A 12,725-nucleotide genomic window follows, 5' to 3' on the forward strand; every position below is an offset into this window, starting at 1 on the left:
ACGTGAGTGACTTGTGGCTATTAGCTATAGTGCTGTTTGGATTAGTGGCTGGCTTAATCGCCGGCCGCATTAATCCCGCTGTGTTGTTTTTATTTGCTTTTTTACTCTGTTACCTCCTAGGAATGGTATCACTCGACACGGCGCTCACTAGCTTTACCAACACAGGTTTAGTCACATTGGTGTTATTGGTGCTGGCGGCGACGGCGCTGGAAAAAACTTCACTGCTGGGCAAGTTAAGCCAAGTGATTGGCAATAATTCGCTTGCGGTGACTATGGCAAAATTGGGGTTTTCGACGGCGCTGCTGTCCTCTTTTACCAATAACACCGCCGTCGTTGCATCTTTGATTGGGGTGGTGCGCCGCAATCAGGCCCATGCTCCAGCTAAGTTGTTGTTGCCACTTAACTATGCGGCGATTCTGGGCGGTACGCTGACCTTAATTGGTACTTCCACTAACCTTATCGTCAACTCGTTTGTCGAGAATGCGGGCTTGCCTGCGCTGGGGTTCTTTGAGTTCACCCCAGTGGCCATGCTGATTGTGCTGTTAGGCATAGTGCTGCTGATTGTGCTGGCTAATACCTTACCCGACAGGCGAGAGGATTCGACCGAAGAGACACTGCCCTATCTGCTGGAAGCCCACGTGGCCAAAGGCTCGTCTTTAGTTGGGCGCAGCGTGGTGGATAACAAATTAAGAGCCCTGAAAAAGCTCTATTTAGTTGAGCTTGAGCGCAGCGGTATTTGTATTTGTCCGGTTCCACCACAGTTAGTGTTACAGGCGGACGATGTGCTGCGTTTCAGTGGCGCGGTGGAGTCGGTGGAGCTGTTGCATCAATTCGATGGCCTAGATTGGTTTGGCAAACATCAAGCAAAAGGGCAAAACCTAGTCGAAGCCGTGTTGGCCCCTTCATCGAGCCTAGTGGGTAGTACCTTAAAGGAGTCTCGCTTTCGCGAACAGTTTGATGCGGCTGTAATGGCGATTCGTCGCGGTCATCATCCGCTAAAAGGTGGTTTGGGCGATATCGTATTGCAACCGGGCGATGTGTTACTGCTGACGCCGGGGGATGGTTTTAGCACCAATGCTAAGCTGAGTACCGAATTTGCCGCCGTCAGCGGGCTCGATTTAAATGTGCGCTTAGACAGCCGCCGCAGCCGTTTTGTATTAAGCAGTTTTGTGCTCACGATTGTGCTTAGTCTGACTGGCGTATTACCGCTGGCCAAGGGTTTGGTGCTATTACTGCTGAGCTACTTTGCCATTGGCGCCGTGACCTTGTCGGAGCTTAAGCGTCGCTTCCCACTGGAGTTAGTGGTGATAGTCGGCAGTGCCTTAGGGTTGGCGAATCTGATGATGAGCACTGGTCTTGCCGATGGGTTAGCGCAAGGCTTGCTCGATACCATCAATGGTTATGGGGTGTTTGGCGCCTTTGTGGGCGTCTATTTAGTTACGCTGCTGCTGACAGAACTCGTTACCAATAATGCTGCGGCGGCCTTGGCCTTTCCGATTGCCTATGCGGTGGCGCTGAATTATGGCGTCGATCCAAGGCCATTTATTATGGCGGTAGTGTTTGGGGCCAGTGCCAGTTTTATTTCGCCCTACGGTTATCAAACTAACTTGATGGTGTTTAACGCGGGCAACTATCGTTTCAGTGACTTTTTGCGCTTAGGGCTACCGCTATCTGTGCTTTATTCCTTGATAGTGATTTTTATGGTGCCAGTTATCTTTCCGTTTTAATGATTTTTTGTCTTAGGTTGTTACTCAACCTAAGATTTGAGGAGTGTTTATGAGCAATATTGTGTGGCACCAACATAGTGTCGACCAAGCGGCCAGAGCCAAACTTAAGGGCCAAAATCCGGTATTACTCTGGTTTACAGGGCTGTCTGGTGCGGGCAAGTCGACTTTGGCTGGGGCGCTTGAGCGCGCACTGTTTGAGGCGGGCTTTCACACTTATTTGCTCGATGGCGATAATGTTCGCCATGGTTTATGTAAGGATCTGGGTTTTAGCGTCGCCGATAGGGATGAAAACTTACGCCGCGTTGGCGAAGTGGCAAAACTTATGGTGGATGCGGGTTTAGTCGTACTATCGGCCTTTATTTCGCCGACCCGCGAGGAGCGCGATAGCATACGTGCACGTTTTCCAGAAGGTCAATTTATCGAAGTGCATGTGTCGACGCCGCTTAGCATATGTGAGCAGCGCGATCCTAAGGGCTTGTATGTTAAGGCTCGCCGCGGTGAGATCAGCAACTTTACTGGCATTTCATCACCCTACGAGGCGCCGCTCTCGGCGGAGTTAACGATTGATACCAGTAAAGGGGATTTAGCCTCGCAAGTGCGTGCTTTAATCGATTATTTAACCGCGATTGGGGTCATCAATCCCGATAAGGCTAAAGCATTAGCCTAAGCTGATTTTATGGGACTCTGGGGCATTTGTTGGAATGGTTAAAGTAAAACAAGTGCCTTTACCCAGTTCACTCGTCACTTTGATATACCCGCCTAGTAACTGGGTCACCAGTTGATGTGCTAAATGTAATCCTAAACCTGTGCCGCCTTTACCTCTTCGAGTGGTAAAGAAGGGATCGAAGATCTGCTTTAAGGTAGCATCGTCCATGCCTCCGCCATTGTCTGTGACTGTAATGGCGACAAAGGCATCTTCGAGGCTGTAGGCCGTAATGTTGATTTGCCCATTACCGACATCTTCGAACGCATGGTTGAGCGCATTTGAGACTAAATTCTCGAGTACTTGCCCAAGGGCGCCGGGGTAACTATTGAGTTCTATCTCGGGTGAGATGTCGATATTCAGTTCATGAAATTGTTTCTTCATTCTTAGCCATGAGGTGTGCAGCATATCTTGCACTAGGCTAGTGAGTTTAAAGACACGACGTTCTTCACCTGTGCGGTCGACCGCTAACCGTTTGAAGCTTTTCACTAAGGCGGCTGCGCGTTCTAGGTTTGCTTGGACTATCTCGGCGCCTTCATAAAAGTGCTCAAAATACGTATCGACATCGGAGCGTTTAAGGCCCGTTTCGAAGGCAGATTGCAATTTGCTGCACTCATTCTTCATGCTCGATAGGGTCATTAAAGAGGCCCCCACTGGGGTATTGAGCTCATGGGCGACACCCGCCACCATCATCCCAAGAGAAGATAATTTACCGGTTTCAATCAGTTGCTGCTGAGTATCGTGCAGGTGTTGCAGTGACTGCGCCAGCGCTTTATTACTATTTGCTAGCCGTCGCTGCTGCTCGGTTAAGTCATCATGGAGCTTATCCCGCTCGCACATTGATTTTGCCGTACGCCAGCAAACGGCACTGCCCAATAACAACAGCAACAGACCAATACTCAAAGATTCGACAATGCATTGTTTGGTGATACTCGCCAATACGCTGTGGGATATATGAGTCACGAGCCGCCACTCAGGAAGGGCCGCATTACCTATGTCATGCACATTTTCGTAGTCCCAGAGTCCATCTGGGGTGGTAAAGGCTACCTCGGTATTTTTGCGGATTTCTTGCCAAGCGGAGGGATTGAATTTGCTAAAGTTTACCTCTTCCCGTCCATACATAAATCCCCATGCCATTTGTGGCTGTGGGGCTAAAAGCCAGTAGCCATCTGAGTTTAACATCGACAGCTCGACGCCCTCTTTAGCCGTATTGGCGATGGCATCCAGCATGGTTTGGGCGAGAAAATTCAGCGCAATAAACCCTTGTCTCTCCCCTGAGGCTAAAAACACGGGTGTGGTGATGCGCAGCATAGGTTTGATAGGGGTCTCAATGACTTTGTTTTCGACATTTAAATCTAAGGGGGAAAAGTAAAACGTATCGGGTTCGAGCGCTAAACTCGGCGCTATGTAGTAGCGTCCTTGTTTCGATTGCAATTCTGCTTGCGGGACAATTTGTGCTTCATGATTGATAAGATTAATGCGCACCTTTTCCATGGCGTCGTTATCGAGCCAGCGCACTTGATCGTACTGTAACGAGGCGTCGCTAAAGGCTTTAAAGAAGTTCTCAACAGCTGCCAGTTCGGCATTTTTGCCCGACGCGGCATCGAGAAGAAGTTGATATTTAGCGAGAAACAGCGCGTCTCGTTTCAGGCTACCGAGATAGTAAGCTATGGTTTGATTGGCATCGGCAAGCACGGCATCGGCCTGTCGATATAAGGGGGTCATCGCATCTTCGTGACGCTTTTGGTAGAGCACCAGGCTGAGTAACGGCACCAATAACAGCCAAGGTAACATCAGCTTAAGCCAATATCGCCAAAATAACTGCTGGGAGGTTATCGCGCGTTTAAATATCATCACAGAATGCTTTTTTGGTAATTGGCGAGCCACACTAATAACTCTTGGAGCGGCATAGGTTTAGCGTAAAAATAGCCTTGGGCATCATGGCAGCCGCGATCTTTAAGCCAGCGGGCTTGCTCGCGGGTTTCAACGCCTTCGGCAATCACATTCATCTTAAAGCGTTCACCGAGGAGAATAATGCTGTCGACAATTGCCGCGGCGCCATCGTCGGTGGTGATATTATCGATAAAGGATTTATCAATTTTAATCCTGTCAAAGGTCAGCTTGCTAAGGTAGGCAAGGGAAGAAAACCCAGTACCAAAGTCATCGATCGCGACCTTGATATTCATATTGCGCAGCGCTTTGAGTTGTTTATTGATCACCTCAAAATTCTGCATGGCAATGGATTCTGTGACTTCAATTTCGATATGTTTGCTGGCAATCTGCGCCGCTTCTATATGGCTATGCAGTTGATTAACGATTTTTTCCTGCTCAAATTGCATTGCGGAGAGGTTAACGCCAATACGTAAGTTTTGATAACCCGCCTCGGCGAGTGCATGCATGGCTTGGCACGATTGCACAAACAGTTGTTCCCCCAACTGAGTGATTAGCCCCGTCGCTTCGGCGATGGGGATAAAACGTAGGGGCGGCACCTTATCACCATTGGGTAAAGTCCAGCGCGCCAGCGCTTCGACCCCAACGACTTCCCCCGTTTGTAACGACACCTGTGGCTGCAGAGCAATATGAATATCCCCTTGGGTAATGCCTAACTGCAGTGCCTGTAGTAACTCAAAATGTGACGTCACATCATCGTTGTTGGGTTGATAGGTCACATGTTGACGAATGCCCAGACTCTTGGCCTTTTTGAGCGCCATATTCAGTTGAGTGATGGCGGCGACCGCATCCCCTTCGGCGAGCTCTAGAGGGAGAGTCACAGTGCTGATATTGACGGTAATACAGGAGGTACCCTGTTGATAGGGGGCGACAAACAGCTGCTCAATCAGTGCGGCGGTGACTAAGTGCTTCGGGCCTAAAATGGCAAACTTATCATCCTTTAAGCGGCTGACGAGCACGCTCGCATCGAACTGTTCCCTCAGGCTATTGGCAACATGTTTGAGCATATTATTGCCATGCTCAGAGCCAAACACATGGTTAAAGTCTGAAAACTTATCGATATCGATGAGTAATAGATTAAATTTATCGCGAACATCCTCCTTTAAAATGCCATCGAGTGTGCGAATGAGTACATTGCGATTCGGGATCTTGAGTAAAGGATCTTCGAAGGCGATTTTATCCAACTGACTCATCAAGGAGACGCTGTGCAAGCCGCCGCAGATATTCATGCTAAAGACGCGAATGAGCTCGGTTTCGGTCGCATCTAAGAGTCGCCCCGTGGCGAGGTAAACCGCATAGTCATTGCCAGCCAGTTCGCCGGGGAAAAACAGACAAGTGTATTGTGGTTCGATGCGTGATTGTTTACTGCTGAGTGATAATTCGAGCTGGATGCGAATATGTTGCTGCTCGAGCTGTTGTAAGGCTTTGCCATAGTAAGACTCAAATTCCCCCGAGGCACCAATGATCTGATGTATATGACCAAACTCGCTGAGATCATTAATGGCTTTGACACAGACAATTCCGCCCGAAGGCAAATTCAGCAGTATGGCCAGTTGCTGTAGCATCTTGCTCGAGAGTTCTTTGATATTGCGCGAGGTATAGAGGGCGCCGCTGGACTCGGCGATTAATTGCAGCCCGCGTTTTGCGTTGGCGATATTGCTGATCTGTTGATAGGAGCGCAGGTTGGTGGTCAAGATGGTTTGTAGGCGATCGGCGGAGAGTTCCGACTTAGTCCAATAATCGTTGATATCATAGTCACGCATCACGTTAAAAACCGGTGCCATACCGGGTTGTCCGGTGAGCAGAATAATGCGAATTTTCTCGTTGCCGAGCACTTCTCGAATGCCGCGAACTAATCTCAGCCCTGCGTCTTCGGTCTCCATCACCACATCGACTAAGGCAATGGCAAAATCGTCTTCATTGGCGACGATTTGGCAGGCTTCTGCGTAGCTAAATGCTTGGGTTAATTCTATTTTTGAGCCAAGAATGGTCAGGGTAGACAGTGCAAATGCGGTAGAGCGTTGGAAGTTAATATCGTCATCAACTGTGAGTATTTTGACAGCTTTTGCAGCCTTTACCGCTGTGCTTGCTATGGGTTCATCTAAAAAAACAATTTCTTGCGATTGACTAACCATATTCTCTTTCCTTGAGATGCCTAAGCATCCTTATTAACTCAGCCTAGAAGTGAGTAATTTTTATACTCAAAGTATTTGCGACAGCTAGGCTTTATTCAAGAAAATATTTTTGTGGTCAGATATATAAGTCTTTTTAAGCAATTACTCGATTTTGAAATCCTTAGAAAACAGCGCCTGTAACGCCTTAAGGTATTCTTGATCCTGTTTGGGCAATACGAGCTGCGCCAGTTCATCGCCAATCGGCGTCAATCGATAGTAGCTAAACAGCAGGTTTCCGCTCTTGGGGGTGAGCTTCATTTGGATGCCGGGCATGCTCAGTTGGATGGGAGTTTTGCTGTTGAGTAACCCGGTTTCAAACTCACTGCTGTGGAGTATCCCAGCATCGACCAAGGTGAGAATGCTGGAGTAGGGCAGACCGAATTGGGATAAGCCAAGAGTGACAGTGCTATTTTTGCGAAAATACTGCCCGAGTCCGCCAGTGAGTCGATAGCCGCTGATCAGTTTTAAGCGCTGCTCATTATTGACCTTGGCCGCCATACCGAGGGCCTTTTCGAGGATTTGCGCTTCTCTGTGGGTAAGTTGTTTGAGTAGCGCTAAGGTGCGCAGACTAAAGTTACCCGGGTTGACGATTTCACTCGAGAGAATACGGGCCCACAGATCCTGCATTTTACGGTTGTGGATTTGCTCCGCCATCAGGAAGAATTGATGACTCCAGTCGGGGTCGAGATCGACCCCCGTAACATCCGATGGTGTGTAGCTCAAGGCGAGGGCGAAAATGGTTTCGACATTGGCCTGATATTGGCTGGCGAGTTTGCGCTCCCTATGCTGTGCACGTTCGGCAATAGAGGCATTGGCGGGGCGATATTCCTGCTCGCTGGCGAGCCCGAGTTGGCGTCCAAGGAGCAGGGCTTTTTTACGGGCCGAGACCTCGGCTGCGGGAGCTGCTTCATCCGCAAGCATTAAAATATCTGAATCCTTCATGCCTTTATCCTGTGGCTTAATCGCTGTTGATACGCGGGATACTAGCTTATCCCGCGTGACCAGCTTAGTCGATTGCAATCCTTAAGTCTCTGCGCTGGATTGCTTTTATTGCGCAGCCTACCGTTTTAACTGTCGAGACTCGGTTTATCAATGCTTTTAGCTGGCCATGCCCAGTAGGTTTCATTTCCGGGGGATGGGTGGCGCGGCACATTGAGAGCCAATACTAATGAGCACACCGCAAAGCCTGCACCTATATAGAAGACGAGGGCAGGATCGCTTAGCCAGAGTAGGCCTAAGAGTACGGGGATAACGACTGCGGCGATATGGTTAATGGTAAAGCTGACCGACATAGTGGCGGCAATATCTTTGCTGTCGGCAATCTTTTGGAAATAGGTTTTCATGGCTATCGCCATCGCAAACAGTAAATGGTCAATCACATAGAGCGCGGCGGCCATATGGGGTTGTTCGACAAGGGCATAGCTGACAAACACAAAAAACAGCCCAATGTATTCCACTGTGAGGGCATTACGTTCACCAATACGGCCGATAAAGCGGCCAATTGCTGGGGCGAAAAGCAGATTAACCACATAATTGATAAGGAACAGGGCGGTGATTTCGCTAACGCTATAGCCGAATTTCTCGACCATCATAAAGCCTGCAAACACCATAAAAATCTGCCGACGGGCGCCGGAGAAGAAGGTCAGTAAGTAATACAACCAGTATCGTTTACGTAGGATGACCTTTTTATGTTGCACTTCATGGGTGTCGAACTGGGGGTAATACAGGCTCATGCTGATGACCATCAGTAAACCTAATACACCAATAATCAAGTACATATGCCAGTAGTCTAGCTTCAGCCAAGTCATGACTAGCCAAATACTGCCATAACCGACTAAGGCCGCCGCCGAGCGCCATGCGAGGGCTTTACCCATAAACGCCGCAGCGTCTTGTTTATCGACCCATTGCAGGGTGAGGGATTGGTTAATGGTTTCAAAATAATGAAACCCAACTGACATCAGAATTGTGGTTAGGTATAGCCCCAACACCTGCGGGAAAAAGCCAGTAATCGCCACACCAATACAGAGCAAGGCCAATGACAACAGAGCAAAGGCTTGTTCGCGCACTAACAGCAATACAAAAATAGCGGTAAAGGCTAAGAATCCGGGGATTTCCCGCAGGCTTTGCAGCATACCAATTTCGGCGCCGGTAAATTGCGCTTTTTCAATCACGAAGTTATTGAGCAGGGCTTGCCAGACAGCGAAGACCAGCGACATAACAAAGGTCATCCACAGCAGTAATGCCTTTGGATTTGGGGTTTGAGTTGCGTTCATGGATGGGGTACTCAGGCGATAAGTGAACAAATGCTAATGCTTTTACCTGTTATTAGCCACCCGAGAGCCGTAGTACTCATTCCTGATTTTGTAACATTTTGATCCCAAGGTAGTGGATATTTGTTTTTGTGAGCAAGCTAGAATTACCGTATATCCAGGGCACATTTGGCGCTAAGCCCGTGATCTATTTCATGTAAATTGATGACTAAATCACCTAGTATGCAATATCGTAATAGGCAGTTTGCTTTTTGCGTGATAAACCTAAACGGCTTCTTATTTGACTGATGAACCATAAAAGCGCCCCTCTGGTGCTTAATAAGCGCAGTGGTTGATTGGGTCATCGAGGCTGAATCTATTCGTTTGTTTAGGTCAACATAAAGCCGCCGTCTTTGTCTTTTTCTGGCCGCTTTTTCTTATTTTTGTTGAGATAATCGAGGCTTAAGTGAAAAAAATTCTGATCATCTTCTCTAGTGTTCATGGTCAAACTCGTAAAATCACCAATCAATTGGCGCAGCAACTCAAAGAGTTAGGCAACTCAGTGGTGATTGCGGATATTAAGGCCGTCCCTGCGATGGAATCCTTCGATAAGATCATTATTGGCGCCAGCATTCGTCACGGGAAACATAACCCAGCGCTGTATGAGTTTATTCAGAAGCATCAACAGATCCTCACGCAAAAGGTGAGTGGCTTTTTCTCCGTCAGTTTAGTCGCGCGTAAGCCAGAGAAAAACACCCCAGAAACCAACCCCTATATGCAGGCGTTTTTAAGTAAAACGACGTGGCGTCCTAAGCTGTTACAGGTATTTGGCGGTAACTTAAATTACCAAGGCTATAACGCCTTAGATAGAAATATCATCCGCTTTATCATGTGGTTAACTAAGGGGCCTACGGATCCTGTCACTAATGTTGAATACACTGACTGGCAAAAAGTGAATGATTTTGGCCAACAGATCCATCAAGCCTAAATGGGCGAATGGGATAAGTCTGCCGCAAAGGTAACCCAACTATGTCAGAAAAATTAACGCAGGCACTCGGTTTTTTGTTGGCACGTTTGCACGTTTGGATTGTGCTGTCTTCTACTTTACTCGTCTGTACTAGTCCGTGGATCTTTATCGGCAGAAGCCTGCGTGCTAATGCCAGTATCTGGGATTATCTGCATGTTTATCTTGGATTAATCTGTGCCGTACTCGGGATCTTATTTCTACTGCGCAATACACTTCTAGGGAAATGGCATCAGTATTTTGCCTGGTTGGTGGGAGATTGGGGGCAACTAGCGCAGGACATTAAAGGACTGTTAAAGGGCAAATTGCCGGTCGCGGGTGGTAAGGGCTTGTTCAGTACGATTGAAGGCATAGGCATGTTGCTGCTGGTGGCCACTGGCGTGACGGGCGCGATATGGTTTATTTATCAAGGCACTCCGCTTGCGATGACTTGGCGCGGGTATCATCAAGTCTGTGCCGATTTTTTTATTGGTTTTTTAGTCGTTCACTTGGTGCTTGCAGCAACACATATTATTGAATTTATTCGCCAATAACATTTTATCTCGGTCAGGTTCGCTCAAGATTTTGGCCTATTTGTGTGCCTCCTCCCACTATAGGGTTCACCTCATTTTCGGTTGAGCGGGTTTTCACCGTTCAGCGTACGTTCATCGACAAGCTGCACACTCAGCCCTAGACTTATCTCTACATGCCTACCCAGCCGTTTGAGCCGATGTTTTCATGCTTTGGCTTTACTGAATTGTGCTCAAAGATTGAGGTAGACGATGTTGAGAATTTTTTGGAAAACTAATGAAGGTATCCTATGAATATTCAAAAAAGTGCTCTAGCGATAGCGTTGACGGGGTTACTGTTTGGTTGCGGCGGCTCTGATTCGGGCGAGCCCGCTACTCAAATGGCGACCTTTAGCCTAGGGGTATCAGACAACCCCGCCGATGCAAAATCGGTCACTATCGCATTTAGACAGGTCGTGCTGAAGAACGACACGGGTAGCTACTCATTTAATGTCACTCCAAATGGCGAGCTTAAGTTTGTCGATCTATTAGAGTTTCAAGGCAGTGCGGTAGAAACGCTGGTGAGTGGTCAATCCATCCCAGTCGGTGAATACCAAATGTGCCTGTATATGAAAAACAGCACAGTGGCCAATAGCGAAAGCTCACACGTACAAACCTTCGATGACACTCTGTATGGGCTAACGACCAACAGCAATGGCTCATGCGGTGGAGTGGGCGCCGATGAAAGTGACACTGGCCGATTGTTTTTTAATAAAAAATTCACCATTGCGGCGGGTGTAAACAGCTTTGTTGCCGAGTTTGATTTAAGCAAAGGTCTGCAAGATCCCCATGGCAACAAAGATTACTGGACGCTGAAACCGACTTCAGTGCAATTATTTAATCAGTCCGAAGTGGGCGCGATTAAAGGCACTGTGGGCGCGACCGTGATGGAAGGCTGTGAAGTCGCCGCAGGTGGCTCTGAGTTCTCGTCAGCGGTTTATTTGTATCCCGCCAATACCACGCTTGAGCAGATGAAAGATTTCAGAACCGAAGCCGACACGGCGACTGAGCTCGCACCGATCGCAGCCGCTCGGGTGAATGATGTCACAGACACAAACGGCCAAGTCGTCGGCCACGATTATGAATTTGGTTTTGTGGTCGCGGGTGATTACAGCTTAGGCTATACCTGCTTAGCGCAAAATGATGATCCGGATGTGAGTAACAATCCCGATGATGTGGAAGCGCCTTTCTTTATCCATGCTGCAGAAACTGGGGTGACAGTTACCGCTAATGGCGTTGCTGAGCGTAACTTTCCGTAGGCCTAATGTCTTATAGGCGTAACTTTCCGTAGGAGTCATGCTCGTAGAGTTAGTTCGCGAATAAAACACAATAAAAAAACCAGCAGAGATGCTGGTTTTTTTATTGGTAACTCGTCAGTCGAGTGTTAGCTCAAACGCTTTTGACGGCCAAGAGCCATCGCTGCGGCAAAGGCTAAGAATAACCAGTTTAGGCTACCGCCAGAACTCTTAGGTGCCTGAGCATCTTTTTCGACTGCTAGGTAGTTAATCAGGCCAATTAGTTCATCTAAGGTTCTGATACTGCTTAAGTTAACCGCATATTTATCATTCACGATAAAAGCAGGCACGCTTTCAACGCGGAATTGGTTCTGCTGGGCACGCCATAGGGCGAGCTTTTCATCTGTACTCTTGCTGTCGGCCAGTTTGTCGTACTTGGCCGCATCGATACCAAACTTAGCGAAGACTTGTTTAATGTCGTCACGACTGTTGATTTGTGGCTCGTGCTTATGACCTGGCGCACTGTGGTCGTGGCCATTTGCGCCTGCTTCGCCTTGAATCGCGGCGAACATCGCATGGGTTAATGCATCTTTATTATCTAACTCTTGGATCACTGCCAGTGAGCGCATCACTTCGGTGCCAATGTCGCTATTCATAAAGTCGACATGCTTAGTATCAAATGCAATGCCTTTGTTTAGGTTCGCTTTGATATCGGGCAGATAGTTGGTTTCCATGTTGAAGCAGTTATGGCAATAGAAGGAGAAAAACTCAGTCAGTTTGGGTTCGCTGCTCGGCGCTTTGTCAGAGATTTGAGTGTAATGAGTACCTTCAACATAATTCGCGGCAAAGGCGCTAAATGGTGCAACGATTAAGGCGACAGCCAAGGCTAATGGTTTGATCATAGTTCCCTCAAAGTCGGTTAGCGTGAATTCATCGTATCGCTTGAGATGCGCAATTAACTCAATTGGCGAGATGACTTCAAACTGAAAAATACGCTGGGCTTATAGCCGCGTGAATATGGTTTTAGGTTAGATGGCAAGGCTTAATTATCGCTGAATTAGGCAGCGGATATCGGACTAAATCTGTGATCCCGCGGGAGTTTCACCGTGAGAATT

At 48.0% G+C, this 12,725-nt stretch carries 10 protein-coding genes; 5 read left to right on the forward strand and 5 right to left on the reverse strand.

Annotated features, from left to right (window positions below; all coding sequences use genetic code 11):
- Positions 1–2 precede the first annotated feature (2 nt).
- A complete protein-coding gene (locus K0H60_RS04600) occupies positions 3–1,727 on the forward strand; it encodes an SLC13 family permease (protein WP_220057421.1) in 1,725 nt (574 codons plus the stop codon).
- Positions 1,728–1,776: 49 nt separating this feature from the next.
- Positions 1,777–2,394 (forward strand): adenylyl-sulfate kinase, encoded by a 618-nt coding sequence (gene cysC, locus K0H60_RS04605; RefSeq protein ID WP_011716005.1) that lies wholly within the window; start codon positions 1,777–1,779, stop codon positions 2,392–2,394.
- Here the strand turns inward: cysC and K0H60_RS04610 are convergent.
- The 4 genes from K0H60_RS04610 to K0H60_RS04625 form a co-directional block, all read right to left on the reverse strand.
- Positions 2,386–4,284: a sensor histidine kinase gene (locus K0H60_RS04610; protein ID WP_220057422.1), complete on the reverse strand. Its 1,899-nt coding sequence runs from the start codon at positions 4,282–4,284 to the stop codon at positions 2,386–2,388. The two genes, cysC and K0H60_RS04610, sit on opposite strands and share 9 nt — an antisense overlap.
- On the reverse strand, positions 4,284–6,515 hold the full coding sequence (locus K0H60_RS04615) for a GGDEF/EAL domain-containing response regulator (RefSeq protein WP_088210981.1): 2,232 nt from the start codon (positions 6,513–6,515) through the stop codon (positions 4,284–4,286). The genes K0H60_RS04610 and K0H60_RS04615 overlap by 1 nt, the downstream gene beginning before the upstream one ends.
- Before the next feature lie 141 nt (positions 6,516–6,656).
- Complete coding sequence (locus K0H60_RS04620; RefSeq protein WP_220055552.1) at positions 6,657–7,496, reverse strand: TIGR03899 family protein; 840 nt, start codon at positions 7,494–7,496, stop codon at positions 6,657–6,659.
- Between the two features lie 125 nt (positions 7,497–7,621).
- Positions 7,622–8,827, reverse strand: a complete 1,206-nt coding sequence (locus K0H60_RS04625; RefSeq protein WP_220057423.1) for an MFS transporter — start codon at positions 8,825–8,827, stop codon at positions 7,622–7,624.
- A gap of 442 nt (positions 8,828–9,269) precedes the next feature.
- Between K0H60_RS04625 and hemG the strand changes: the two genes are divergently transcribed.
- From hemG to K0H60_RS04640, 3 genes are all read left to right on the forward strand, one after another.
- Positions 9,270–9,791 (forward strand): menaquinone-dependent protoporphyrinogen IX dehydrogenase, encoded by a 522-nt coding sequence (gene hemG / locus K0H60_RS04630; RefSeq protein ID WP_011716010.1) that lies wholly within the window; start codon positions 9,270–9,272, stop codon positions 9,789–9,791.
- A 41-nt stretch (positions 9,792–9,832) separates the two neighbouring features.
- Positions 9,833–10,360, forward strand: coding sequence for a cytochrome b/b6 domain-containing protein (locus K0H60_RS04635; RefSeq protein ID WP_220057424.1), 528 nt, complete (start codon positions 9,833–9,835; stop codon positions 10,358–10,360).
- 266 nt (positions 10,361–10,626) lie between these two features.
- Entirely contained in the window at positions 10,627–11,634 is a 1,008-nt protein-coding gene (locus K0H60_RS04640) for a DUF4382 domain-containing protein (protein WP_220057425.1), read from the forward strand.
- Between the two features lie 125 nt (positions 11,635–11,759).
- On the opposite strand, the gene K0H60_RS04645 is transcribed toward K0H60_RS04640, so the two are convergent.
- Complete coding sequence (locus tag K0H60_RS04645) at positions 11,760–12,512, reverse strand: thiol:disulfide interchange protein DsbA/DsbL (protein ID WP_220057426.1); 753 nt, start codon at positions 12,510–12,512, stop codon at positions 11,760–11,762.
- Positions 12,513–12,725: the final 213 nt, after the last annotated feature.

It is taken from the genome of Shewanella mangrovisoli (assembly GCF_019457635.1).
Classification (GTDB): domain Bacteria; phylum Pseudomonadota; class Gammaproteobacteria; order Enterobacterales; family Shewanellaceae; genus Shewanella; species Shewanella mangrovisoli.

Bases quoted from the DNA above. Each gene is read 5' to 3' on its own strand.
- K0H60_RS04635 (WP_220057424.1), top strand. From the start codon at position 9,833: ATGTCAGAAAAATTAACGCAGGCACTCGGTTTTTTGTTGGCACGTTTG.
- K0H60_RS04625 (WP_220057423.1), bottom strand. From the start codon at position 8,827: ATGAACGCAACTCAAACCCCAAATCCAAAGGCATTACTGCTGTGGATG.
- K0H60_RS04615 (WP_088210981.1), bottom strand. From the start codon at position 6,515: ATGGTTAGTCAATCGCAAGAAATTGTTTTTTTAGATGAACCCATAGCA.
- K0H60_RS04620 (WP_220055552.1), bottom strand. From the start codon at position 7,496: ATGAAGGATTCAGATATTTTAATGCTTGCGGATGAAGCAGCTCCCGCA.
- cysC (WP_011716005.1), top strand. From the start codon at position 1,777: ATGAGCAATATTGTGTGGCACCAACATAGTGTCGACCAAGCGGCCAGA.
- K0H60_RS04610 (WP_220057422.1), bottom strand. From the start codon at position 4,284: ATGATATTTAAACGCGCGATAACCTCCCAGCAGTTATTTTGGCGATAT.
- K0H60_RS04645 (WP_220057426.1), bottom strand. From the start codon at position 12,512: ATGATCAAACCATTAGCCTTGGCTGTCGCCTTAATCGTTGCACCATTT.
- K0H60_RS04640 (WP_220057425.1), top strand. From the start codon at position 10,627: ATGAATATTCAAAAAAGTGCTCTAGCGATAGCGTTGACGGGGTTACTG.